General features: G+C 40.2%; 23 protein-coding genes. 9 read left to right on the top strand and 14 right to left on the bottom strand.

Going from position 1 to position 24,334, the window contains the following annotated elements; genetic code table 11:
* Nucleotides 1-37: 37 nt before the first annotated feature.
* Nucleotides 38-586: an REP-associated tyrosine transposase gene (locus tag LXL81_RS25865; RefSeq protein ID WP_310589613.1), complete on the top strand. Its 549-nt coding sequence runs from the start codon at nucleotides 38-40 to the stop codon at nucleotides 584-586.
* Between the two features lie 140 nt (nucleotides 587-726).
* On the opposite strand, the gene LXL81_RS25860 is transcribed toward LXL81_RS25865, so the two are convergent.
* From LXL81_RS25860 to LXL81_RS25840, 5 genes are all read right to left on the bottom strand, one after another.
* Nucleotides 727-2,037: an ATP-binding protein gene (locus LXL81_RS25860; RefSeq protein ID WP_234650392.1), complete on the bottom strand. Its 1,311-nt coding sequence runs from the start codon at nucleotides 2,035-2,037 to the stop codon at nucleotides 727-729.
* A 159-nt stretch (nucleotides 2,038-2,196) separates the two neighbouring features.
* Nucleotides 2,197-3,921, bottom strand: a complete 1,725-nt coding sequence (locus LXL81_RS25855; protein WP_234650390.1) for an ATP-binding protein — start codon at nucleotides 3,919-3,921, stop codon at nucleotides 2,197-2,199.
* Entirely contained in the window at nucleotides 3,921-5,051 is a 1,131-nt protein-coding gene (locus tag LXL81_RS25850) for a universal stress protein (RefSeq protein ID WP_234650387.1), read from the bottom strand. The genes LXL81_RS25855 and LXL81_RS25850 overlap by 1 nt, the downstream gene beginning before the upstream one ends.
* Nucleotides 5,051-6,142 (bottom strand): porin, encoded by a 1,092-nt coding sequence (locus LXL81_RS25845; protein ID WP_234650385.1) that lies wholly within the window; start codon nucleotides 6,140-6,142, stop codon nucleotides 5,051-5,053. Before LXL81_RS25845 ends, LXL81_RS25850 begins: the two co-directional genes overlap by 1 nt.
* A 78-nt stretch (nucleotides 6,143-6,220) precedes the next feature.
* Nucleotides 6,221-6,781: a K(+)-transporting ATPase subunit C gene (locus LXL81_RS25840; protein ID WP_234650383.1), complete on the bottom strand. Its 561-nt coding sequence runs from the start codon at nucleotides 6,779-6,781 to the stop codon at nucleotides 6,221-6,223.
* 43 nt (nucleotides 6,782-6,824) lie between these two features.
* Between LXL81_RS25840 and LXL81_RS25835 the strand changes: the two genes are divergently transcribed.
* From LXL81_RS25835 to LXL81_RS25825, 4 genes are read left to right on the top strand one after another with little or no spacing between them, the layout of a single operon-like run.
* Nucleotides 6,825-7,055, top strand: a complete 231-nt coding sequence (locus tag LXL81_RS25835) for a hypothetical protein (protein WP_234650381.1) — start codon at nucleotides 6,825-6,827, stop codon at nucleotides 7,053-7,055.
* Nucleotides 7,045-7,449, top strand: coding sequence for a PIN domain-containing protein (locus LXL81_RS29360; protein WP_409013975.1), 405 nt, complete (start codon nucleotides 7,045-7,047; stop codon nucleotides 7,447-7,449). The genes LXL81_RS25835 and LXL81_RS29360 overlap by 11 nt, the downstream gene beginning before the upstream one ends.
* 12 nt (nucleotides 7,450-7,461) lie before the next feature.
* A complete protein-coding gene (locus tag LXL81_RS25830) occupies nucleotides 7,462-7,725 on the top strand; it encodes a hypothetical protein (protein ID WP_234650379.1) in 264 nt (87 codons plus the stop codon).
* Entirely contained in the window at nucleotides 7,722-7,988 is a 267-nt protein-coding gene (locus tag LXL81_RS25825; protein WP_234650377.1) for a Txe/YoeB family addiction module toxin, read from the top strand. The genes LXL81_RS25830 and LXL81_RS25825 overlap by 4 nt, the downstream gene beginning before the upstream one ends.
* On the opposite strand, the gene kdpB is transcribed toward LXL81_RS25825, so the two are convergent.
* The 6 genes from kdpB to LXL81_RS25800 form a co-directional block, all read right to left on the bottom strand.
* Entirely contained in the window at nucleotides 7,989-10,031 is a 2,043-nt protein-coding gene (kdpB, locus tag LXL81_RS25820; RefSeq protein ID WP_234650375.1) for a potassium-transporting ATPase subunit KdpB, read from the bottom strand. It lies immediately after the preceding gene.
* Nucleotides 10,032-10,143: 112 nt separating this feature from the next.
* A complete protein-coding gene (kdpA, locus tag LXL81_RS25815) occupies nucleotides 10,144-11,832 on the bottom strand; it encodes a potassium-transporting ATPase subunit KdpA (protein WP_234650373.1) in 1,689 nt (562 codons plus the stop codon).
* A 46-nt stretch (nucleotides 11,833-11,878) separates the two neighbouring features.
* Entirely contained in the window at nucleotides 11,879-11,956 is a 78-nt protein-coding gene (locus tag LXL81_RS29355) for a potassium-transporting ATPase subunit F (protein ID WP_137340128.1), read from the bottom strand.
* 294 nt (nucleotides 11,957-12,250) lie between these two features.
* Entirely contained in the window at nucleotides 12,251-12,529 is a 279-nt protein-coding gene (locus LXL81_RS25810; RefSeq protein ID WP_234650371.1) for a hypothetical protein, read from the bottom strand.
* Nucleotides 12,530-13,009: 480 nt separating this feature from the next.
* Nucleotides 13,010-14,725, bottom strand: coding sequence for a GMC oxidoreductase (locus LXL81_RS25805; protein ID WP_234650369.1), 1,716 nt, complete (start codon nucleotides 14,723-14,725; stop codon nucleotides 13,010-13,012).
* A 40-nt stretch (nucleotides 14,726-14,765) separates the two neighbouring features.
* A complete protein-coding gene (locus tag LXL81_RS25800) occupies nucleotides 14,766-15,296 on the bottom strand; it encodes a gluconate 2-dehydrogenase subunit 3 family protein (protein ID WP_234650366.1) in 531 nt (176 codons plus the stop codon).
* Nucleotides 15,297-15,566: 270 nt separating this feature from the next.
* On the opposite strand from LXL81_RS25800, the gene LXL81_RS25795 reads away from it, so the two are divergent.
* From LXL81_RS25795 to LXL81_RS25780, 4 genes are read left to right on the top strand one after another with little or no spacing between them, the layout of a single operon-like run.
* Nucleotides 15,567-16,040, top strand: a complete 474-nt coding sequence (locus LXL81_RS25795) for a MarR family winged helix-turn-helix transcriptional regulator (RefSeq protein ID WP_234650363.1) — start codon at nucleotides 15,567-15,569, stop codon at nucleotides 16,038-16,040.
* A 54-nt stretch (nucleotides 16,041-16,094) separates the two neighbouring features.
* Nucleotides 16,095-17,423, top strand: coding sequence for a TolC family protein (locus LXL81_RS25790; RefSeq protein ID WP_234650362.1), 1,329 nt, complete (start codon nucleotides 16,095-16,097; stop codon nucleotides 17,421-17,423).
* Between the two features lie 21 nt (nucleotides 17,424-17,444).
* Nucleotides 17,445-18,500, top strand: coding sequence for an efflux RND transporter periplasmic adaptor subunit (locus tag LXL81_RS25785; RefSeq protein WP_234650360.1), 1,056 nt, complete (start codon nucleotides 17,445-17,447; stop codon nucleotides 18,498-18,500).
* Between the two features lie 39 nt (nucleotides 18,501-18,539).
* Nucleotides 18,540-21,659, top strand: coding sequence for an efflux RND transporter permease subunit (locus tag LXL81_RS25780; RefSeq protein ID WP_234650359.1), 3,120 nt, complete (start codon nucleotides 18,540-18,542; stop codon nucleotides 21,657-21,659).
* A gap of 103 nt (nucleotides 21,660-21,762) precedes the next feature.
* Here the strand turns inward: LXL81_RS25780 and LXL81_RS25775 are convergent, their stop codons facing one another.
* The 3 genes from LXL81_RS25775 to LXL81_RS25765 form a co-directional block, all read right to left on the bottom strand.
* A complete protein-coding gene (locus tag LXL81_RS25775) occupies nucleotides 21,763-22,425 on the bottom strand; it encodes an OmpA family protein (protein ID WP_234650358.1) in 663 nt (220 codons plus the stop codon).
* 27 nt (nucleotides 22,426-22,452) lie between these two features.
* A complete protein-coding gene (locus tag LXL81_RS25770; RefSeq protein ID WP_234650357.1) occupies nucleotides 22,453-23,280 on the bottom strand; it encodes a tetratricopeptide repeat protein in 828 nt (275 codons plus the stop codon).
* Nucleotides 23,281-23,403: 123 nt separating this feature from the next.
* Entirely contained in the window at nucleotides 23,404-24,087 is a 684-nt protein-coding gene (locus LXL81_RS25765) for an HAD family hydrolase (RefSeq protein ID WP_234650355.1), read from the bottom strand.
* Between the last annotated feature and the right edge of the window lie 247 nt (nucleotides 24,088-24,334).

Raw genomic sequence — 24,334 nt, 5'->3', positions numbered from 1 at the left:
TTCACTCCGTCAAACCAAAACACCAACTAAAAAACAGATGGCATCCGACCAGTATTTCATCAGGAATCAAAACGCAATTTATTTTCTAACAATGACGGTAGTCGATTGGATCGATGTATTCACAAGAAAAGAGTACAAATTTCTGATAACAGACTCATTAATATATTGCCAGAAAGAAAAAGGTCTTCAAATTCATGGCTGGTGTTTGATGTCCAATCATCTTCATTTGTTAGCATCAGCAAAAGACGGCTATAATTTATCAGACATTCTTCGTGACTTCAAGAAATTTACCTCAAAAAAAATCGTTGCGGCAATAAATAGTGAAGTAGAAATTCGTAAAGACTGGATGCTATATCGTTTTGAGTTTGCCGGAAAGTTCAAGGTGAATGTAAAAGACTACAAATTCTGGCAGGATGGAAATCATGCTATGGAATGTTTTAGTTATGAATTCACAAAACAGAAGCTGAATTATATACATCAAAATCCTGTCAGAGCTTCGATTGTAGATGAGGCTGAAAATTACTTGTTCAGTTCTGCTCGGAATTATGCCGGATTGAAAGGGCTGGTTGAAACAAACTTTATCTAATGTTTAAAATATTCTATTTTTTGACGAGGCTCTTTATAAAGCCTTACTTTTAGTCGCGTTGCAAACGCTGGACAATGCAACACCGATTGCAAATCGGTGTTAGCTCTTTTGCGACAAAACAACTAGTAAGTTACTATTAACTAGCTCTTTGAAATTATCGCAGTTAGCTCGCTAAGCGCGTATAACGGTAAATTCACCAACCATTCTTCTCTTCTAAAATCAGACATTGAAGTTCTGATTGATAACGCCGGACTGTATTTTTCATAAAATACTTTTAAACTTTTCGCCTTCAGATTTTCTTCCGCCTTGACTTCAACAGGAATAATTTTTCCTGAAAATTGGATAAGGAAATCTATTTCCGCGGTTGCATTTTCTGCTGACCAGTAGTAGGTAGACGTTTCTTTGAAGGTGATTAATTGCTGCATCACAAACTGCTCGGTTAAGGCACCCTTAAATTCCTCAAATAAAACATTTCCTTCCAAGAGCGTTTTTACATCCATATTCACCATTGCGCCTAACAGGCCAATATCCACGATGAATAATTTAAAAGCACCAAAGTCTTCATAAGCCTTCAACGGTATAGCAGGTTTGGTTATCCGGTTCACCTTATAGATTAGTCCACAATCTGTTAACCATGACATTGCCAATTCGTACTCTTTGGCTCTGGCGCCTTCCTTAATAATTCCGTAAATAAATTTCTTATTTTCTTTTGCAAGCTGTGCAGGAGTTGACTGCCATAACATTCTGATTCTGGGGACAATTTCCCGTGGAGCGTGTTTTGAGAAGTCCTGCTCATATGATTCCAGAATTCGCTTCTGAATATCTCTCACTTTATCAAAATCAGAATTTTTAGAAAATGACAATACGGCTTCCGGCATGCCACCAACATAATAATACTGTTTCAATAACTGTATGTACTTCGTTTTAAATGTCTTTATCAATAACCAATCCTGACTTTCTAAAAGTTGAAGTAAGGGACTTTCGCCAAGGGCGTGTAGAAACTCGATAAAGCTTAAAGGATGTAAATCCAGAAACTCAACCTTACCAACAGGAAATGAAGTTTGCCTGTTAAGTGCAACTCCAAGCAATGAACCGGCAGAAATGATATGATATTCCTGGGCGTTTTCGTGGAAATATTTCAGTGACGTCAATGCACCTTGTGCTTCCTGAATTTCATCCAGAATAATTAATGTGTTTTCAGGATTGATAATGATCCCGGTTTCTATTTGCAGAGCGAGAATTATTCGTTTGATATCAAAATCAGTTTCGAATATGGTGCCTAGTCTCCTGTTACTTTCAAAGTTTATATAAACGCATTGTTCGTATTCCTGCTTCCCGAAAGCCTTCATTAACCATGTTTTACCAACCTGACGAGCTCCACGTATCAATAATGGTTTACGGTTTTCCGAATTTTTCCACGCTATCAACCGGCTAATTTCTTTCCTCTCCATTCTTAGAGTACATTTATTCGTATGATAATATGTACTAAATTACACTTTTTCCTTTGAATAAATGTGATACTTTACATTTATTCAAAGGAAAAAGTGTTTTGTTGTCTAAAAGATTATCATCAAATTAAAACCATTCTATTGCCTTTTGTTCTTAACCAATCAGGTATTCAAACTAAAATAAAAAGTACTCCCCATACCAATTTCCGAATCCAACCCTATCTTGCCACCCTGTGCTTCGATAAATTCTTTACTGATCGCCAGCCCAAGTCCCGTTCCGGTTTTCGGACTTCCCGGAACCTGAAAATAGCGGTCGAAAATTTTCTCGCGGTAACGGCTTTCGATACCTTTTCCCTGATCTTTTACAGAGAATATAATGCCGTTATTTTCCTTCTTAACACCAATTTCAACCTTAGTTTCTTCAGATGAATACCGGATCGCATTGGTTAGAAAGTTAATCAATACCCAAGCCGTTTTTTCCGTATCCGCTTTTACCTCCGGGAGATTTTCATCTGCATTCAACACCAGTTTGATCTGCTTCTGGTCGGCCTGTACTTTTACCGCCTCTGTTGCATATTGAATAATTTTATAGGGACTTCCTTGCTGAATATTTAATTGTATATTTCCGGTTTCAACCTGCGAAAGATTCAGCAGTTCTCCTGTAATTTTCAGTAGCCTGTTACTATCGTCTTTTATACTTTCAATCAATTGCTTCTGCTCTTCATTTACCTCACCAGTTTGTTTATTTTCCAACAATTGAACACTCATTTTTATTGAAGAAATCGGTGTTTTCAATTCATGAGAAACCGTGGCGATAAAATTGGTTTTGGCAAAATCAAGTTCTTTGAACGGTGTTATATTTTTTAACACAATCACCTGACCAATAAATATCTTTTCCTTCTCTCCTGTTGGCGTAATTGTGATATTAACTATCTCTTTCTCGAAATAGCTTTCCTTATTATCCGCATATATTTTAAGTGGCTTCTCTTTTTCATGATCCGGTTTTGGGGTTACCAATCCCTGAACGAGTGAGCGGATCAAATCGTTGTGCAAAGCAACATCCACAGCCGCTTTGCCAACAATATCCTCTGCCAGAAGTCCTGAGATTTTCAACACTTCATTGTTGGCAAAAAGTATCTTCTTATTTTCGTCCAGACCCAAAACAGGCTCGTGCATGTTGTTGATCAGGGTTTCAATTCTTTTCTTTTCAAATAGTATTTTAGAAAGATTACTGCTGTCATATTCTTCCAGTTTCTCAGCCATCGTATTGAAAGATCCCGCGAGTTCTCCAAACTCATTTTTACTACCAAAAGTCACCCGCTGAGAATAATTCTTTGCAGCAATTTCCTTTATACTTTCCGTCAGTTCTTTGATCGGATTGGCAATATTACTTGGCAGATTGACCAGCAAAGTAAAAGCAAAAAGGAAACACAGAGTACCCGTGATCACAATCCATAAATTGGCTGAACGAGCTGTTTCCTTGGCAACCTCACTTTTACGCTGAATCGCTTCCATATTCAAACGCATCAACTCTGTGATATCTTTACGGATAACCTGGTGAAGTAGCAAATTGGACGGATCCTGTTTAAGCTGTGTCAAATGTTCGGAAATAGCATCGGTTGCCTCCCGCTCCCCTATTTCCGTTACATTTTCCCGTTGTTTGTTCAGGTTATCTTCAAACGTTAAAAAAGCTTTTGTTCCACGCTGTGTTTGATCCAGCGACATCAGCATATTACGGGAATATTCCAGTGTGTTATAATTATCAACCAGAATATTTTCGGTATCATTTTTCAATACGTTGATATAACGCGCTGCAACCAATGAAAGGATTATGATCATCAGGAACAGCAGGCCAACGCCGAGGGTTAATTTGGTTTTTATTTTCATCAGGACAAAATGACCAGGTCAATTTCGGAAACAGATAGTTTTTTTAATAACTGGTTAAAGATATTGGTGGCCAAAATTACTTTAAACAAACTCATATGCGGCTTACCAATACAAATTGTTGTGATTTGTCTTTGCTCGGCAACTTCCATGATCGTACGGGATACATGCGGACTTTCGACTCGAATTATTTCGCCTCCAAGTTCAGTCGCCAGTTTAAAATTATTGATCAGATGGCGTTGTTTATCCAGCGCAATTTTATCGGTGCTTTCATTTGGTGTTTGAACATAAAGCAACACCCAGGGACTGTTGTAATAACTGGCCAACCGGGCCGTTTTACGGATAACGTTTTTAGAAGTTTGTGCGTTGCTGCTGATACAGGCCATAAATTTATTCGCTTTTAAAGCCGTCACACTGCGGGAAGTTACCTCCGTCTCCACTTTCCTGACCACCTGACTGGCCACTTCTTTCAGTGCAAGCTCACGAAGTTGCAGAATATTTCCGGATGTAAAAAAGTTGTTAAGGGCAGTCGGCACTTTTTCCGCAGCGTAAATTTTGCCTTCCTTCAAACGCGTAATTAATTCGTCTGCGGTAAGGTCAATATTTACCACTTCATCGGCCTGTTGCAGCACGCTATCCGGAATTCTTTCCTTTACTTCGACACCCGTAATTTGCTTGATCTCTTCATTCAGACTTTCAATATGCTGAATGTTGACGGCGCTGATCACGTTAATTCCCGCATCCAGGATTTCCATCACATCCTGCCAGCGCTTGTCGTTTTTGCTGCCTTCAATGTTGGTATGGGCAAGCTCATCGACGATCACAATTTCCGGCCGAAGGCTTATAACAGCCTGCAAATCAAATTCTTCAAGCTCTTTACCTTTGTAAAAAAGTTTTCGTCTTGGAATTATCGGTAGGCCTTCCAGCAACTCATGTGTTTCTTTTCGGTTATGGGTTTCTATATAACCGATTTTTACATCGATGCCGTTTCGCATCAATGTGTGGGCCTCTTGCAGCATCCGGAAGGTTTTACCTACACCGGCACTCATGCCGATGTAGATTTTAAACTTTCCTTTTCTGGATTTTTTGATCAGGTCCAGAAAATGTTTTACGTTGTTCTCTTTTTCAGTCATTAAAATGATAGTGCAACGGATGTTGTAACAAAGAAATTCTGGTTGTCGGCCCGGCCATCCTTTGTAAATATATCGTCTTTGCTGTTAAAAGCCCGTGCTTCGAGTCTGAACATTACATTTTGTGCAGGCAGGTAATCGAAGTTTGCAGAGTAACCAAAAGTTTTAAATCCATTTGGCGTTCCTGTGCTGATAATCACCCCTTTTTCGTCTGCATAATATTCTCCTCTGGCTGCAATCCTGACCTTTTCATTCGGCATATACCGGGCAATTAAAACCGGCGTATACCACACATTGTAACTGCTGCTTCCTTTACTTTTTTGTTGCATTCCAATGTCAAATCCCGCAGTCAGACCAAATTTATCTGCGAGCTGAAACTGACCATAAAAGTTGTTAAAATAACGCCATTGTCTGGTACTATCCGGTTGCTCATTCCCAATGTAAGTGCTCCAATTTAATGTTGCATTTGCAGACGGTTTGTAAGTTAATTGCGTCCCGAAGGCAGGCGTCTGGTTTCCCGGAATTTTCTGGGTACGCTGCCAGCCATTCAAATACATGGCTGCGGCATATAATTTTTCGTTTTTGCTGGTGTAACCAATTTTGACACCTGTTTCATAATATGGAGAATTTTCAGCCAGAATACTGCGCGTCAAATTCCAGTTGTCTTTTCCAATTGCACTTTCGAACCCAATGTGAGACGGCATTATTCCGGCGTCAATCCAGAAATTATTTTTCTGCGAAATTTTGAATCCCACATTGGCTTCAAAAATATTTTTCAGTAATCCTTGTTCCGCAGCCAGATTATATTGCGGATAAGTACCCGCCATCACAGCCAGATTGGCCCTTACATTTTCAGTGTTATAGTTAACCTTAAAAAGCCCCAGATTTAAATTGACCTCGTTGTGTTTGTTGAAATTATATAAAAATCCAGGACGTTCGTGGTTGGCTGGTTTATTGAAATCATAACTATAAAAAGCTTCAACGTAACCTGAAAAAGTCAATGGATTTGGTTTTGCTTTTTCAATTGAAATGGTATCCTGGGCAATAGCAGGAATAGAAAAAATTCCTGCGGCAAACAAAATTAATTTATTCATTGTAATACTAATAAGTGTACTGAACTCTTGATTTTTTGTTGAGAATTAAATTTTAAAAACGTTGCGTGATCCGGGCATTTATTTAAGCTGATCAAGTGCCATATTAAGCTTTAACACATTCACTTTTGCTGGCCCCAGAAGTCCTAATAACGGAGCTTCTGTGTTTTCATCAATCAGTTTTTTCACGTTATCGTCTGATAGATTTCTGGTTTTGGCAACTCTTTTAAGCTGAACAATGGCTGCATTTGGAGAAATATCCGGATCAAGTCCACTGCCACTTGCCGTTACCAGTTCCACAGGCACGTCTTGTTTTTGAACTCCGGGATTATGCACTAAAAATGTATCAATCCTGGCCTGAACCATTTGAAGGTATTCAGGATTTGAAGGCGCCTTGTTGCTACCACCACTACCGGCTGCATTATAATCCACAGCAGAAGGGCGGGAATTGAAATACTTATCCTGAGTGAAAGCCTGACCAACGTTGGTGTAATATTTTTTTCCGTTTTGAGTTATCACCTCGCCATTTCCATGGTTTGGAGCAAGTTGAGCAATTCCCCAGATTATGATTGTATAAACTCCGGCAAAGAAAACCAGCGTGATTGCGGTTAATTTGATTGCTGGAAATAGGTTCGTTTTCATGATAATTAAATTTTCGTTATTTTTGATAATAAACATTTGACTTATGTATCGTAAAGTATTTATTGCTGAAACTGCTTCTCAATTGACCATAAACTTGCCTATTGAATACCTCAATAAAGGTGTAGAAGTTATTGCCTTTGAGATAGATGACAATCTTGATTCAGCTTATTTAAATAAAAAGAAAGCTGCTCAAAATGCGATTCAATTCTTTAACACTTTACAAATAGACATGAGTGGTTTTAAATTTGATCGTGACGAGGCTAATGAGAGATAATTTTTTCATTGACAGCAACATCGCATTATATCTTCTTGATCTAAATGACAGCCGAAAGAAAGAAATTGCATCGTCGCTTTTACTAAATGTACCATTCATTAGCCCACAGGTTATTTTTGAATGCTTAAATGTTTGCCTGAGAAAATATAAAATGGATCGAAGTGTCGCTATTCGGTTTGTTTCCGAATTAATAAGTGCTTCATTTATCCAGCCAGAGAACGAATCGGTTGTAACAAATGCATTATCCATTTTTAACAAGTATTTGCTACAACCGTTTGATTCCAAGATAATTTCAGCTGCATTAGAGGCCGGTTGCAATACTTTGTATTCAGAAGATATGCAACACGGCTTGGTTATTGATAAGCGGCTTACTATCATTAATCCTTTTTTATAGAAATTCATATTTATGGAAGCTGTACTAAAAATTAAATCTTCTGAGTTTACTGACGAATTGATTTCGAAGATCAGAGCGCTACTAAGTGTTTCAAAAGACAGTGAGGTTACGATCAGTATAACTGATAAGATATCTGCTGGAATATTGCGGGAGGAAAGCCGGGAAGAATATTTCTCGCGACTTGACAAATCCATCGATGATTTCGAGAGCGGAAATATTGTTTCGTTTAATGGAGACAGCTTTGAAAAGTTTGTCAAACATATCTCGCAAGAATGAATAATACTATTTTCTCTCTTCAGGTAATCGAAGATCTCACACACTGGTCCAAAAGCGAACCTCGTCTTGTTAAAAAAGTTTTTGAATTGATCAAGGATATCCACAAACACCCTTTCGAAGGACTTGGTAAACCTGAGGGTCTGAAACATCAGTACAAAGGATTTTGGAGCAGACGAATTACAGACGAACATCGTTTGATTTATAAACCTGTCGCTGAAAACGACATCCTTGTTATTAGTGTTCATGGACATTACGATCAATAATTAAAACCAGATACTCACCAGCATATCAATCACCTTAATTCCGATAAAAGGCACAACAACACCGCCTAAACCGTAGATAAAAAGGTTTCTTCTCAACAATGCACTGGCTCCGATTGGCTTGTATGCAACACCTTTCAAGGCTAACGGGATCAGGATTGGAATAATGATCGCATTGAAAATAACAGCCGACAATATTGCACTTTCCGGACTATGCAGATCCATGATATTCAAACCTTGAAGCGCTGGAATTGAAGCGATAAATAAAGCTGGAATGATGGCGAAATATTTGGCAACGTCGTTCGCAATAGAGAAGGTTGTCAACGTACCACGTGTCATCAGCAATTGCTTTCCAATCTCAACAATCTCGATCAGTTTGGTTGGATCATTGTCCAAATCCACCATGTTCCCTGCTTCTTTTGCTGCCTGGGTACCGCTGTTCATCGCTACTCCAACATCAGCCTGTGCAAGTGCCGGCGCGTCATTGGTACCGTCCCCCATCATCGCAACCAGTTTTCCACTTTCCTGTTCTCTTTTGATGTAGTTCATTTTATCCTCCGGCTTGGCCTCTGCGATAAAGTCATCCACACCAGCTTTTTCAGCGATAAACTTGGCAGTCAAAGGATTATCACCCGTTACCATCACCGTTTTCACTCCCATTTTACGAAGACGTTCAAAGCGTTCACTGATACCAGGTTTGATAATATCCTGCAACTCGATCACGCCCAGCACTTTTTCATTTTCAGTAACCACAAGTGGCGTTCCACCGTTGTTTGAAATGGCCTTTGTTTTTTCTTCAATATCAGTAGGGAAATTATTTCCTGCTTTTATTGTCAGATTTTTCATCGAATCAAAGGCACCTTTGCGAATTCTGGTTTCATCAAAATCAACACCTGAACTTCTGGTTTCAGCAGTAAATTTGATGAACGTTGGATTGTTCAGATTGGCATAAGTGGATGGATTCAAATTCGCCAGTTCCAGAATTGATTTTCCTTCCGGTGTTTCATCAGCAATTGAACTTAGCACGGCGCATTTGATAAAATGATTATCAGTCACGCCTTTGGCTGCATAGAAATTTGTTGCCTTTCTGTTACCGATCGTGATCGTTCCTGTTTTATCCAAAAGCAATACGTCAATATCACCGGCTGTTTCTACCGCCTTCCCTGATTTCGTGATCACATTGGCGCGAAGTGCTCTGTCCATCCCGGCAATACCAATCGCTGAAAGCAAACCACCAATCGTTGTTGGAATCAAACACACGAAAAGAGAAATAAAAGCGGCAATTGTTATCGGCGTATTGGCGTGGTCAGCGAATGGTTTCAAAGTAACACAGACAATAATAAACACAAGGGTAAAACCAGCCAAAAGGATCGTCAGCGCAATTTCGTTAGGTGTTTTCTGCCGACTGGCACCTTCTACCAAAGCGATCATTTTGTCAAGAAAACTTTCGCCCGGCTCGGTTGTTACCATCACTTTTATCTTGTCAGACAAAACTTTGGTACCTCCCGTCACACTACTTTTATCACCGCCAGCTTCACGTATTACCGGCGCACTTTCACCTGTGATCGCGCTTTCGTCAATCGTTGCAAGACCTTCGATAATCTCACCATCCGTTGCAATATTATCACCCGCTTCACAGATAAATACATCGCCCTTTTTCATGGAAGCAGACATTACCTGTCTTGTTGAAACCGAGAAACCTGGTTTGTTTTCTATAACCAGCCTTGCCGGTGTTTCTTCTCTTGTTTTACGCAAACTATCCGCCTGCGCTTTTCCCCTTGCTTCCGCGATTCCTTCTGCGAAATTGGCAAAAAGCAGTGTCAGCAAAAGAATAAGAAAAACAGTGAAGTTATAGGCAAAACTGCCCTGGGATTTTTCACCCATCAAAGTCCAGATACTTACCACCAGCATAATCACCGTTCCGATTTCCACGGTGAACATCACCGGATTACGGAACATTATTTTGGGGTTCAATTTTACAAATGCCTGTTTGAGGGCCTCATTAACCAAGTCCTTCTGAAATAAGGACGTATCTTGATTTTTCATTTCATTATGGCGTTTAGCCGTTAGCGATTAGGTATTGACTACTTATTGATCTTTGAAAGTCTGTCGCCTGAACAGATTTTCTTGTAGCCTTTATTTTTTTATTATTCGATTCTTAACGTAATGTGAAATATTCAGCGATCGGACCGAGCGTAAGAGCCGGAAAAAAGGATAATGCTGTGATAATCACAATAACGGCCAGGATCATAATGCCGAAAGTTGAAGAGTCTGTTTTCAAAGTTCCCGCACTTTCAGGAATGTATTTTTTATTGGCCAGAAGTCCAGCAATGGCGATCGGGCCGATGATTGGAATGTAACGTGACAGGATCAGAACAAAACCGGTTGTGATATTCCACCATGGGTTGTTATCGCCCAAACCTTCAAACCCGCTACCGTTATTCGCCGAGGATGAGGTATATTCGTAAAGCATTTCCGTAAATCCGTGAAAGCCTGGGTTGGCAAGCGTAGCAGAAGTAATCGTAGGAAATGCAGCTGCCAAAGCGGTACCAACCAGAATCAGAAATGGATGAAGCAAAGCAACGATCATCGCAATTTTCATCTCACGCGCTTCAATTTTTTTGCCCATGAATTCAGGTGTTCTACCCACCATCAATCCGCTGATAAACACAGCCAGAATAATGAAGATAAAAAAATTGAGCATACCAGCACCGACACCACCATAAAAAGCATTGGTCATCATCGCCAGCAATTGGGTCATACCGGAAAGTGGCGTGAAGCTGTCATGCATGGAATTAATAGATCCGGTTGAAATAACGGTGGTGGCTATACTCCAAAATGCAGAAGCCGTACTACCAAACCTGACTTCCTTACCTTCCATTGCTCCTGAACTGTTATCAATTCCCATGGCGGTGATGGCGTGATTTCCTCCGTTTTCCCAAATTATTGTTGGCACGGTCAGAAGTAAAAATCCGATTGTCATCACTCCAAAAATCATCCAGCTCATTTTTCTTCTTTTCAGAAAGAAGCCGAAAGCAAAGATCATGGCCATTGGAATAATCATCTGTGCAATCATTTCAACCATGTTGGTCAGATAGTTCGGGTTTTCCAAAGGATGAGCAGAATTTGCTCCGTAAAATCCACCACCATTCGTACCCAAATGTTTGATCGCAACAAAGGCAGCAACCGGTCCGGTAGAAACCTGAACGGTATCTCCCTGCATATTAATGATGGTATCTTTTCCATCAAAAGTCATCGGTGTTCCGTTGAAAGCCAAAATGAAAGCAACAAGAATTGAAAGCGGAAGCAAAATTCTTGTGCAGGATTTTACCATCAAATTGTAAAAGTTACCAAGCTTGTCTGTTGTGCGTTCGCGTAATGCCATAAACAAAACCGCCGCCGCCGCCATACCTGTTCCTGCCGTTACAAAATGCAAGAACATAAGGAATAACTGAGACAAATAACTAAGTCCCGATTCGCCCGAGTAATGCTGTAAGTTACAGTTTACAACAAATGAAATACTTGTGTTAAAAGCCAGATCAGCCGTTTGTCCGGGATTTCCGTCAGGATTTAATGGCAACCAGCCTTGATTCATCAGAACAAACATACCCAGTACAAACCAGACCATGTTGATCGTGATAAGCGAGAACATATGCTGTTTCCAGTTCATTTCAGCGTTTTGGTCGATACCGCTAATTTTGAAAAACAGCTTTTCAATAGGGTTAAAAACAGGATCGAAGGAGGTTTTTTCGCCTGCATAAACTTTTGCAATGTACTTGCCGAACGGTATTGCGAAGGCAACCGTAAGGACAAACATAGCAATGATTCCAAATAATTCAGTGTTCATTTTTTCTATTTTTTAATTCGATTTCGTTTTCCGGTTTTCGATCCGGTTAGAACTTTTCAGGTTTGATCAATACGTAACAGATATAACCAAACACACATATTGAGACTATGAAGAGCGCTGCCATGATTAGATATTTTCAAAGAAGTTTACTGTTTTGTAGAAAAGCGCGAAACATAAAATTCCGGCAGATACTAAAAGGATTGTGATCATACTATTTTAAAATTTATTGAATGATAGAGTTTTCATTTATTAATACCAAATTTATTCCGCCTTAAACAGACATTACGTAACTCATTTTAAATCAAAAAGATAACATCATAAACACCAACCTAAACCCTGAAAAAAGCAACTCAAAATGATAGGATTTTATCAGAATGAAAGGTTTGAAGTGAAGCAGCAATTCAAGCTTTCCCATGACCTAAAAGGCGTTGATTTGTTTAATGTATTCCCTTTTCAAGGCATTTGGAAGTATTTTTTCGGTGTTGAAATGTTTCAATTCCAGCATACCTGAAACAGAATATAGGTAGACGTTTGAAATTGCTCTTTGTGTTTCTTTATTTCCGTTGATAAACAGATTTTCAGCGACAGCGAAACATTTTTTCGCGCGCGATATATTTCCTCTGACAATCATGGTTTGGGTGAGGTCTGCGAACTTCTGCATTTGCTTGTAAATCCCTCTGGATATTTTCCTTTTCATCGTTTTTGTAAATTGATATGGAAAGGTGAATACCAAAAAGGAACCAGAATTTTTATTAGAGATTAACTTATTGAAGGTCAATTAATTTAAAGTGTGGCATTTTTTTAAAGCCAAATAATGGCGTATCATTTTGATATGATTTTATCAATTTGGAAGATTTGTTGAAGGTAAATATCGGCCGCATCATAAACTCCGAAATGAATTCCAGGGCTACAATGTGGGTCCGGGCCGCGCAGGCATGCCTACGGCATTTTTTGTTGGAAATTTATCTTTAAAAATAAACGCCGTAGACAACTAACAACGTCCTGTCAATATCGTAATCCTATTAAATCGATAAAAATTGAAACAGAATTAATCGAACAAATGCCGTAGGCATGGCCGACATTGCAGCGCAGGGTTTCCAACCCTGGGGACAAAAAATCCGCCAACCAAAATTCAAAGAATTTCGATTGGCGGATAAAAATGTTCTAATCTAAACAATTAAATATTCTTCTTCTTCAATTCCTTCACTGCAAAATCCGCAGCTCTGGCTGTAAGCGCCATATAGGTCAGTGACGGGTTCACGCAGGAAGCCGAAACCATTGCAGCGCCATCCGTAACGAATACATTTTTCACAGCATGCAGCTGGTTATTTCCATTCAAAACCGAAGTTTTTGGATCACGACCCATACGCGCCGTTCCCATTTCGTGAATGGCCATACCAAGATAAGATCCGTTGTCATGCGTTTTCACATTTTTAACACCGGATTTTTCAAGCATTTCAGCGGCGTCGTTTTTCATATCCTTACGCATTTTCATTTCATTTTCGCGTAATTCTGCATCAAAAACGACAGTTGGCATGCCCCACTTATCTTTTTTCTCTTTATTCAGGAACATCCTGTTTTCGTGGTATGGCAATGTTTCACCAAAACCTCCGAAACCCATCGTCCATTGTCCCGGCGTTGTCAGATCTTCTTTGAAATCAGCACCGAAAGCGAGTTCAGCAACATTTCGCTGCCAGCCCTGACGTCCGCCGCCTCCCTGATATCCAAATCCACGGATATAATCTCGCTTATCGTTTCCAATATTCTGGTAACGCGGCACATAGATACCGTTTGCTCGACGCCCAAAATAATATTTGTCGAGATCGCCTTCCCAAACACCACTAGCACCCGTACGGAAATGGTGATCCATCAAGTTATGTCCAAGTTCGCCGGAATCATTACCCAAACCATTTGGAAAACGATCCGAGGTCGAATTCAAAAGAACCAATGAAGTACCGATTGCGCTGGCACAAACAAATATAATTTTGGCAAAATATTCACGCTCCTGCAAAGTCACAGAATCGGTAACCTTCACGCCGGTCGCTTTTTGTTTTACTTTATCATAAACAATTTCCCTGACAACCGAATCCGGACGAAGTGTCAAAAGTCCGGTTTTCACAGCCGGTGGTAATGTGCTTGACTGCGTACTGAAATAGGCGCCGTATGGACAACCATACGAACAACGGTTTCGATACTGACATGGAGAACGGCCACCTTCCAGCTGGATTTTGTCAGGCTGAGAAAGGTTTGCAACGCGTCCAATGGTCATGGTACGACCAGGAAATTGTTTTTCCAGTCTCTTACGGACTTCTTTTTCAACATGGTACATTTCCATCGGCGGCAAAAAATCACTGTCCGGCAGCTGTGGCAGACCCAGTTTTTCACCAGAGATTCCTACATGTTTTTCAACATAAGAATACCAAGGCGCAACGTCCTTATAACGGATCGGCCAGTCGACCGCAATTCCGTCTTTCAGATTTGCTTCGAAATCCAGATCACTCCAACGATAAGACTGGCGCCCCCACATAATGGATTTACCACCAACAATATTTGGTCTGAACCAGTCAAATCTTTTCTTTTCCTCGTACGGAGAATCTGAATCGTTCATCCAGTACTTTTCCGTCATCTCATTGTACGGATAATCACGGGAAAGAAATGGATGTGTTTCCTTTTGTTTAACAGTCAACCGACCGTTGTATTTCATTTCCCAGGGATCTTTCAACGCGTTTTCGTATCCGGTAACGTGTTCAAGCGGTTTCCCTTTTTCAAGCATCAATACTCTTAATCCTTTTTCCGTCAACTCCTTCGCTGCCCAACCGCCGGAAACACCCGAACCGATTACGATGGCATCGTAGGTCATATCTTTTACTGCATTAACATTTAAATTCGCCATGGTGACAATTAATTTTTAATAATTTAGAAAGGTTAAGATCTTAAAGTGCCCAGGTTTTTTGTCCCTCTTTCATCGGATAAGAACCCTCAAATCTGCCAGGAATCGGCAGATAATCCAGCGCCTGTGTCGCTCCGATTTCGGATGTGAAATAACCGGTTACTGTAAGCCCCTTCATTTGCAGGAAAAAAGGTTTGTCTGCGGTCGTACTGCGTTTTACGATATCATTTTTCTGGGTCGCATCAAGTGCTGCGAATCCTTTTCCATAAACATCATTACTGCTTTTATTCAGTCTTTCAACGCCGGCATAAAACTTCTGCTGTTCCTCTTCCACATAACAGTCACGCATCACACGCGTGATAAATTTTTCAACCCCGGCAGCTTTCGCACCAGGCGTTTTTGTAGTCGGAATAATAACATCAGCAATATCGGCAAGCAGTGCTTCCTGCTCAGCAGAAACTTCGACAGATGGGCCAAAATTCAGCCTTTCTCCCATCACACCAGCCATTAAAGGTGCAGAAATGACGCCTCCCATCAGAAGGGTCAATTTTTGAACGGCTTCTCTACGATTCATCTCAAAAGAAAATAGTTAATAATTGATTCAGGATTTGTTCTTGAAAGTCAAACGGATAAAACCATCCGTCGCCATCGAATTCAAATAACTTCGTAAGTTAAATAAATACAACAGTTAAATTACCAATTTCACCCACCCATTTCTTGATTTTTTAAATTTTTTTTTCAACTTAATCCAGGTATAAGTATATTTTTCTCGCACTTTAAAATATAAAATAAATATTAGCAAAATTAATTTGGTTGATATGTCTACCTATTTTATCTTTGTACCATGGATATAGAAGTTAAAGAACTGAACAAAGCAAACTATGAGCGTCTGAGCAAAATGATGTTGTTCAACATTATCACCGTTTCGCATCTTGTTGGTCGTAATACAAATAAAGAACTGGCCAGAATGGGCTATACTTTACAGGTGGAGCAGCTTCAGATTTTATTTGTCGTTTACCTGCGCGAGGGAAATTCTCCATCACAGCAAGAGATAGCTAATTTTACTCAGAAGGACAAAGGAGGCATTCAGCGCTCCATTCAAACGCTTTCAAGAGATGGTTATATCAAGATTGTAGGTGATTCAAATGATCGTCGTAAAAACCTGATAGAGCTAACTCCGGCCGGAAAAATGGTCGTAACAAAAATGATGGAATCAATTGAAGATATTGACAGACGTATGACTGCTTCCATCAGTCAGGAGGAAATAGATTCTCTGATTTCCATTGTCAGAAAAATCTCAAATGTAATAAAAGAATAAAAAAATTTGGATATATAGTTGATATATCCACAGTAGACACATCAACTTATTAGTATGAAAAGAAGATTTTATTGTGAAGTGATTATGCTGATCGCTTTACCAGTGATATCGCAGGCACAAACAGCCTGGTCATTAAAGGATTGCATAGATTATGGTCTTAAACATTTCGGTACCGTACGCATTGCTCAGTATCAAAAAGAAAATGCACGGCAGCAATCGCGGCAGGCTTTGGCTACCTATCTGCCTCAGATTTCCGGAACCGGAACTTTTGATGATAACCTGAAATTACAGACTACGGTTTTGCCTGCCGGTGTTTTTGGCCCCGAGCCAACCCGGATTGCCCTTGGTTCTAAATACCAGACAAACTTTACGGCCTCCGCGGAGCAGGTAATTTTTGATCAGGCATTGTTGACCGGCATCAAGGCGAACAAGCCAAATCAACAACGTGCTGAACTGAATGACAGACAAACACAAGAAGAAATCATTTATCAGGTATCGAAAAATTACTATCAGGTATTTGTCTCTCAGCAGCAAATCTCACTTTTGCAGGATAACCTTGAAAGAACGCAGCAGGTACTTAACATTCTGAAACTGCAACGCGATAACGGCGTCATTCAACCAGTTGATTATGACCGGACAGATGTAAATTATAATAGTAATAAATCTCAGCTATCTCTGGCAAAAACAAATGTAACACTTGCATTAAACCGGTTGAAATATCAAATGGGGCTCGACCAGGATCAGGAATTAGTTTTAAAGGACTCTCTGATACTGACTCAGCTTCCTGCGGTTTCAGAATCTCCGTTTGATGCTAAAAATCTTACAAGTTATCAGTTAAACGAAAATCAACTTACGCTGAACCGTCTGGATCAGGATAGAATAAAGGCGGGATATTTGCCACGTTTGAGTTTTAATGCCCGCTACGGTCAAATGGCGCTAACGAATGAATTTGGCAATTCTTTCAAAAACTTTATCGGTTTCGGGACGATCGGATTGAAATTAAATATTCCAATTTTTGATGGTTTCAGCAGAAGTGCGCAAATCCAGCAGGCACGGATTAAGGTGGTTACTCAGGAAGAACAGCAAAAAATGAATGTTCAGTCCTACCGTCTTGCCTTTAACAATTCTCAGTCCCAAATCCAGCAATCAAAGATTAATGTAGAAAATGACGATCGAAATGTAAAATTGGCACGAAAAGTGTATGACATGACGACGCTTCAATACAAACAGGGAACGGCGCCGCTCACAGATTTGATCAACGCTGAAAATTCTTACCGCCAGGCGCAAACGGATTACGTGAATTCACTGATCAATTTTTATCAGGCCAAGCTGGATCTGGAACAGGCGCAAGGCACACTGATACCTTTCTTTAATCAACTTTGACATTACAAATAGTATAAGGCAATGAAAAAAACAACATTAATTATAACACTGGCTATACTTGCCATTGTAGTTTTAATAGGTGCCAGGCTGGTTTCCAATAAGAAAAATATTGATGAAAAGAATAAACCTGTCACCATCACAAACGCACCGATACCGGTTACGGTGATCTCGGTCAGTGAAGATACGGTGAGTCAAATGCTGCTTAAAACCGGGAATTTGATCCCTTTCCGTGAAACTTCCATCATGGCTACGAGTCAGGGACAGGTTTTGAATGTCAATTTTGATCTTGGAAGCCAAGTTTCCAAAGGCTCCACACTGATTCAGATAGACAATAAACTGAACCAGCTTGCCTTGCAGGCAACGCAGCTCAATATTGATAAATTGAAAAAAGATGTAACGCGTTATAACACGCTTTACGCCGGAAACGCAACGACGGAATTACAGCTGAACCAGACCAAATATGATTACGAAAATGCTGTTAATAAGGCAGAGCAAATTACCAAACAGATTCAGGATGCGACTGTAAAAGCACCGATCAGCGGAAGAATTGTGAAAAAGGATATTGAGGTTGGAGAGTTTGTGAATGCCGGTACTGTTTTGGGTACAATCCTGGATGTTTCGCGGTTAAAAGTGCAGGTTATGGTGAATGAAAAAGACGTTTATCAGCTTCATGAAAGCCAGAAAGTGAAAGTAAGTGCAGATGTTCTTTCAGGCAAAATATATCCCGGACAGATTTCCTACATCGCACCGCGAGGGAATGAAGAGCACAGTTATCAGGTTGAAATCACCGTAGCTAACGCCGGACCGCTCAAAGCCGGAACATTTGTGAATGTCGATTTTTCTCAAAAATCTAAGGAAAAATCGTTGCAGATTCCACGGATTGCTTTGGTGGAAAGTATCAAAAATCCTTATGTGTATGTGGTTAATAACAATGTAGCCAAACAACGCAAAATTTCTGTGGGTCGTGAATTGGGAGACCTTATAGAAGTACGTGGTGGATTGCAGCCCGGCGATCAGGTTGTGACAACGGGCCAGTTAAATCTAACTGACGGTAAACCTGTTCAGATATCAAAATAGACCGGAAGTATATTCCGGAAATCTTTAAAACATACAAATATGTCTATAACCGAATTATCAGTTAAAAGACCGCTGTTGATTACTACAATTTTCACCGTATTGATACTTTTCGGTGTGATCAGTTACCAGCAGCTTTCCTATAATCTTTTGCCGAAATTTGAGGCAAATGTGATCAGTGTTTCAACCACATACCGCGGGGCATCGGCAGATGAGGTTGAGACAAACGTAACGAAAAGAATCGAAGATGCACTTGCTTCGATTGAAGGTCTGGATCGTATAAATTCTACCTCTCAGGAAGGTGCTTCTATTGTTGTGATCCAGCTGAAAAACGGCGTTGACGTAACGCTTGCGCAACAGGATGCACAGCGTAAAGTAGAGCAGATTATCAATCTTTTGCCGGATGAAGCGGATCGTCCTACGATTAATAAATTCTCGACAGACGAACTTCCTGTGCTCAGGATGGGTGTGACAGCGAACATTTCTCCGGCCAAACTCTATGATCTGATTGATGACGAACTGCAACCACAGCTATCAAACGCTGCCGGTGTTGGCCGGATTGATTTAATCGGCGGTAACGAAAGAGAAATCCAGATTAATGTAGATGCGCAAAAATTGAGAGCTTACAATCTTTCGATCGGACAAATTGCAGCGGCTATTAATAATGCAAATACAAGTTATCCGGCCGGACAGCTTGAAACGAGGGAATCGCAATTATCTATACGCTTTGACGCTTCGGTTACCAATACAGATGGATTCAGAAACCTTGTGGTATCCAGAACGACAGATGGTGGTGAAGTTTTGTTAAAAGATGTTGCAGAAGTTGTAGATGCAACCACTAAACCAACAGCCATAAACCATATCAATGCCAGACCTTCTATTGGATTGCAGGTTTTGAAACAATCCGATGCGAATGCGGTAGAAGTTAGCAAGCAGGTAAAAGCAAAAATTATTTCCCTTGAAAAACAATATGCTTCAACAGGGTTGAAATTTAATATCGCTGCGGACCAGTCTACTTACACACTCGCTTCGGCTAATGCAGTAGTTGAGGATTTATTTCTGGCGGTGGCGATCGTATCTGTGGTTATGCTTATGTTTTTACATAGTTTCCGCTCGTCGCTTTTCGTTCTGGTAGCGCTTCCGTCATCGATTATCCCAACATTCATTTTAATGTATCTTTTAGGATTTTCGCTGAATCTGATGACCTTGATGGCACTTTCGCTGGTCGTTGGTATTTTGGTGGATGACTCGATTGTGGTGTTGGAAAACATCAACCGACATCTGGAAATGGGTAAAAGCCGCTGGCAGGCCGCATTGGACGGACGTAGTGAAATTGGGTTTACCGCACTGGCTATTACACTGGTTGACGTTGTGGTTTTTGTTCCGCTGGCCATGACAGGCGGGTTGATCGGTAATATTCTTCGTGAGTTTTCGCTCGTTGTAGTATTTTCTACTTTAATGAGTTTGTTCGTTTCGTTTACTTTGACACCACTTCTGGTATCACGTTTTGGAAAGCTGGAAGTATTAAGCAAAACTTCTTTGTGGGGTAGATTAAATTTGGGTTTTGAAAATTTCCTGACCCGTCTGCAAAACGCTTACGGAAGGATCCTTTTGAAAGTTTTAAGTCATAAAAGATATGTGTTTCTCGGCGTTCTTGCACTGCTGATTGGTGCAATTGCACTCGTTCCGGCAGGATTCATTGGCGCAGCTTTCATGCCGGCAAGTGATCAGGGCGAATTCACGGTTCAAATTGAACTGGCACCAACTGCTTCCATTTATGAGAGTAATAAAGTGGCCCAGCGCGCCGAACAAATGTTGCTTAAACATCCGGAAGTGACCAACGTTTTCAGCAATATCGGATACAGCAGCAATAACCTGACATCTTCTTCTAACAGTAATTTATCAACTTTAAACGTAAAATTGATTGATAAAAAAGAGAGGGTTATTTCAACAGAAGATTTTAGCGTTGTCGTCAAAAATGAGGTTGCGAAAATTCCTGGGACAAAGGTAACTGTTAGCCCAACAGGGTTGGTTGGAACATCCGAAGCGCCCATTCAGATTGCTATAAAAGGCACCAATCTTGATTCGATCAGGAGAGCCTCGGCCATGGTGAAACAGGTAGCAGAATCCATTCCGGGTACTCAGGATGTCAAATACTCCGTGCAGGATCCGAAACCGGAGGTTAAAGTAATTCTTGATCGCGATCGTATGGCACAATTAGGAATTAACGCAGCCGAAGTGGGTGTTGCTTTACAAAATGGTTTTCGTGGTGACGACCGTTCTAAATTTAAACAAAACGGAAAAGAATATGATATTCTGGTAAGTCTGGATCAGTTTGACCGGACCAATGCTTCCGACATTCGTCAGCTGCTATTTGTGAATAATCAGGGACAATCTTTTCAGTTATCTCAATTTGCATCCGTTGAAGAACAAATCGGTGAAAGCGTTTTACAGCGGATTGACAGACTTTCTTCTATATCTGTAAATGCACAGGTTGTAGGTCGTCCTGTTGGAACGGTTGGTGCTGATATACAGGCAAAGGTGGAAAATCTGAAATTACCAAACGGGATAACTATCCAGTATTTAGGACAAATGCAGCAGCAGGGAGACGCCTTTGGAAGTCTTGGACTAGCCTTAGTAATCGCGATTTTGCTTGTTTATTTTATTATGGTTGGGCTTTACGAAAGTGTTGTTTATCCATTCGTAGTATTATTTTCAATTCCGGTTGCTTTAATTGGTGCACTTCTGGCCTTAGCTTTAACCATGGAAAGTCTGACCGTTTTCGCGATTGTCGGGATGATCATGCTTCTTGGATTGGTTGCGAAAAATGCAATTTTAATTGTCGATTTTACCAATCATTTAAAAGAACAGGGGCACGATGTGGTTTATGCTCTGGTAGAAGCCGGGAAAGAACGTCTTCGCCCGATTTTGATGACAACTTTGGCGATGGTATTTGGTATGCTACCCATTGCGCTTGCAAGTGGAGCCGGTGCTGAAACCAAGAATGGTATGGCCTGGGTAATTATTGGTGGATTGACAAGCTCCCTGGTTCTGACATTATTGCTCGTGCCTTCGGCTTATCTGGTTGTGGATAGGATTAAAGCCCGTTTTGAAAAGAAGAAACCGGAAATTACTTCGCCGCATGAAGTGAGTTTAGGGTAAGAGGTTTTACGTAAAGCAGGAATGTTAAAACGCAAAGGGCGCAAAGTTTTAAACTCAGCGCCCTTTGCGTTTTTTAACTTAGTACCTTTGCGTGAAACCTTTCCTACTTCAATTCTCCCTTCTCAGCTTCCTTCTTCATCTCCTGATCCGCAAAAATTGCAATTTCAACCCTACGGTTTTTTATACGGTTTGCTTCGCTGTCATTTGGAAACTTTGGCTGCGATTCACCATACCACTTTGTTTTTAATCTGGATGATGGAATGTTCTCTGATTCAAGATAAGAAGAAACCGCTTCCGCGCGGCGTTCTGATAGCTTCATATTTAAATCATCAGAGCCTGTATCATCTGTATGGCCTTCCAGCAATATCTGCGTATCATCATATTTTGCCAGAATCCCGCCAACTTTTTTAAGTTCCTGCTTTGCATCATCACTTAGATCGGCAGAATTAATTTTAAAAAGCAATCCTGAATTGAAAGTTAAATTAATTCCCTCTCCCACTCGCTCAACCGTGGCATCCGGAATTGCCTGCTTTAATTCTTCGGCTTGCTTGTCCATATGTTTACCAATAAAATAACCCGCAGATCCACCCACAGCTGCTCCTATCAAGGCACCGATCACACTATTCTTTCCTGTAAGTCCACCGATGGCAGCACCGGCTGCGGCACCTCCCGCTGCACCAATTCCGGTACCTTTTTGTGTATTATTTAAACTTTTGCATCCCAGTGCAAATATTAGTAATAATATAACTATGCTATTTTTTTTCACAATGTTGATTTTTAATTTTTGAATTAATTACTCACAAATCGAAGCCGATAACAAGTCAAGCTGCAAGTTCCGCAGACCCATATCCAGCGCCTTTTTCATGTCTGCACACAAACTGCTTTTTTCCTGTTTCGTCATTCTGTTTGACAACTCCTTGATATCCGTAGTCACATATTTCTGTTCCAGCTGTTTGAGTCTTGCTTCCGTTCTGATCTGATAAATTTCAAGGTCATTTTTTCCAAGTTCCAATACTTTATCATACGCCACGAACGCATCGTCATAGTTATTGATCTTGACCATCATATCTCCTTTTTGAACAAAGAAGGCAGGATTTGTAGGATCCAGCTCAATCGCTTTTGTAAGATTTGTATCGGCTTCCGCCAATTTGTTAAGCTGAAAATCAAGATGGGAAAGCTGGGCGTACATCGTTGCCCTTGCCTTTATATTTTTATTCTTTTTTGTAAGTTCAGTGATTTTAACAATATCGGCTTTGGCATCTTCTGTTCTCCCAACATTATTGAGCGCATAACTTCTTGCATAATAAGCCGTTACATTTGTTTGCTTACTAACCTTAATTGCGCTTTCTGCCGCAGTAATGGCATCATTAAACTGTTTTAAACCGTTGAAAGCAATTGCTTTACCAACGTTCCCTTCTTCTTTGGCATCTTTTGCAGAACAATCCTTTAATACCTTGGTAAAAGTATTTAATGCCTCCTGATATTGCCCCTGATCATTTTGCTGATTTCCTGCCTGAACTTGTTTGTAACACTTGTTTGACATGGTAATCAACTGTTGCGCACGCACAGAAAGCGGAGCTAATAATGCTACTAAAACAAGTGATTTGATTTTTGTTGTCATAAAAAGATGAAGTGACCTGATTACTATTTTATTCCTAACACGACTGAATTCTCTGTATTATAATGACCGCTTTAAAATACAGTGCCTGTATTAAACCAATCAAAAAACAGGATAAGGATATGATCAGAGATCCTGCAAAATTTCCCGGATATGCTCCACACTTTTGAATTTGTCACTTTCAATCGTATTCTCGATCTGTTCATGCGCCCAGGTAATATGATATGGCACGTGCACAGCATAACCGCCAATATTCAAAACCGGAAGAATATCGGATTTCAGGGAATTGCCAACCATTAAAAGATTTTCCGGCATGATATCCAGGTGTTTAATCAGTTTCAGATAATTTGCATCATCTTTCTCCGACATGATTTCTATGTGATGAAAATAATGGCTCAGTCCCGAATTTTTCAATTTTCTCTCCTGATCAAGCAAATCGCCTTTTGTAGCAACCACCAACTTGTATTTTCCTTTTAGTTTCTCCAAAACCTCTTCCACGCCATCCAGAATGTCAATGGGCTCGTTGAGCAGATTTTTACCCAAATCAAGGATTTTTTCTATATGTTCCAGACTGATCGTTTTGTCAGAAATCTTCAAGGCCGTTTCTATCATGGAAAGCATGAATCCTTTCACACCGTATCCATAAAGAGGGAGATTATCGATCTCGGTTTTAAACAACGCACGTTCAAGCGCGTGGCGTTCGAGATATTCACTTAATAACTCACAAAACTGCTCTTCTGTTTTTCTGAAATAGGGTTCATTGAGCCACAACGTATCGTCCGCGTCGAAAGCTATTACTTTAATATCCATTTGTTAGTCTTTTTAATCGAAAGGCAAAAGTAGGAATTTGAGGATGAAGGAGTGAAAAATAATTCTCAAAAATATCATCCGAACAAAAAATTGAATCTCATATAAAAGTAATGCGACTTCATTGCGGCAGATCACAATTAGCCATTCCATTCATTTCATTTCCCAAAATGAGACTTTAAACATCCCGATTTACTTTAAACATTCTTTCAGGTTGTAAGTTATTCTAATATCATGTGCCAATATACAA

The organism is Dyadobacter sp. CY356 (genome assembly GCF_021440195.1).
Lineage (GTDB): Bacteria > Bacteroidota > Bacteroidia > Cytophagales > Spirosomataceae > Dyadobacter.
The sequence above is the reverse complement of the archived record's forward strand: the minus strand, read 5'-3'. Positions and strand labels throughout refer to the sequence as shown.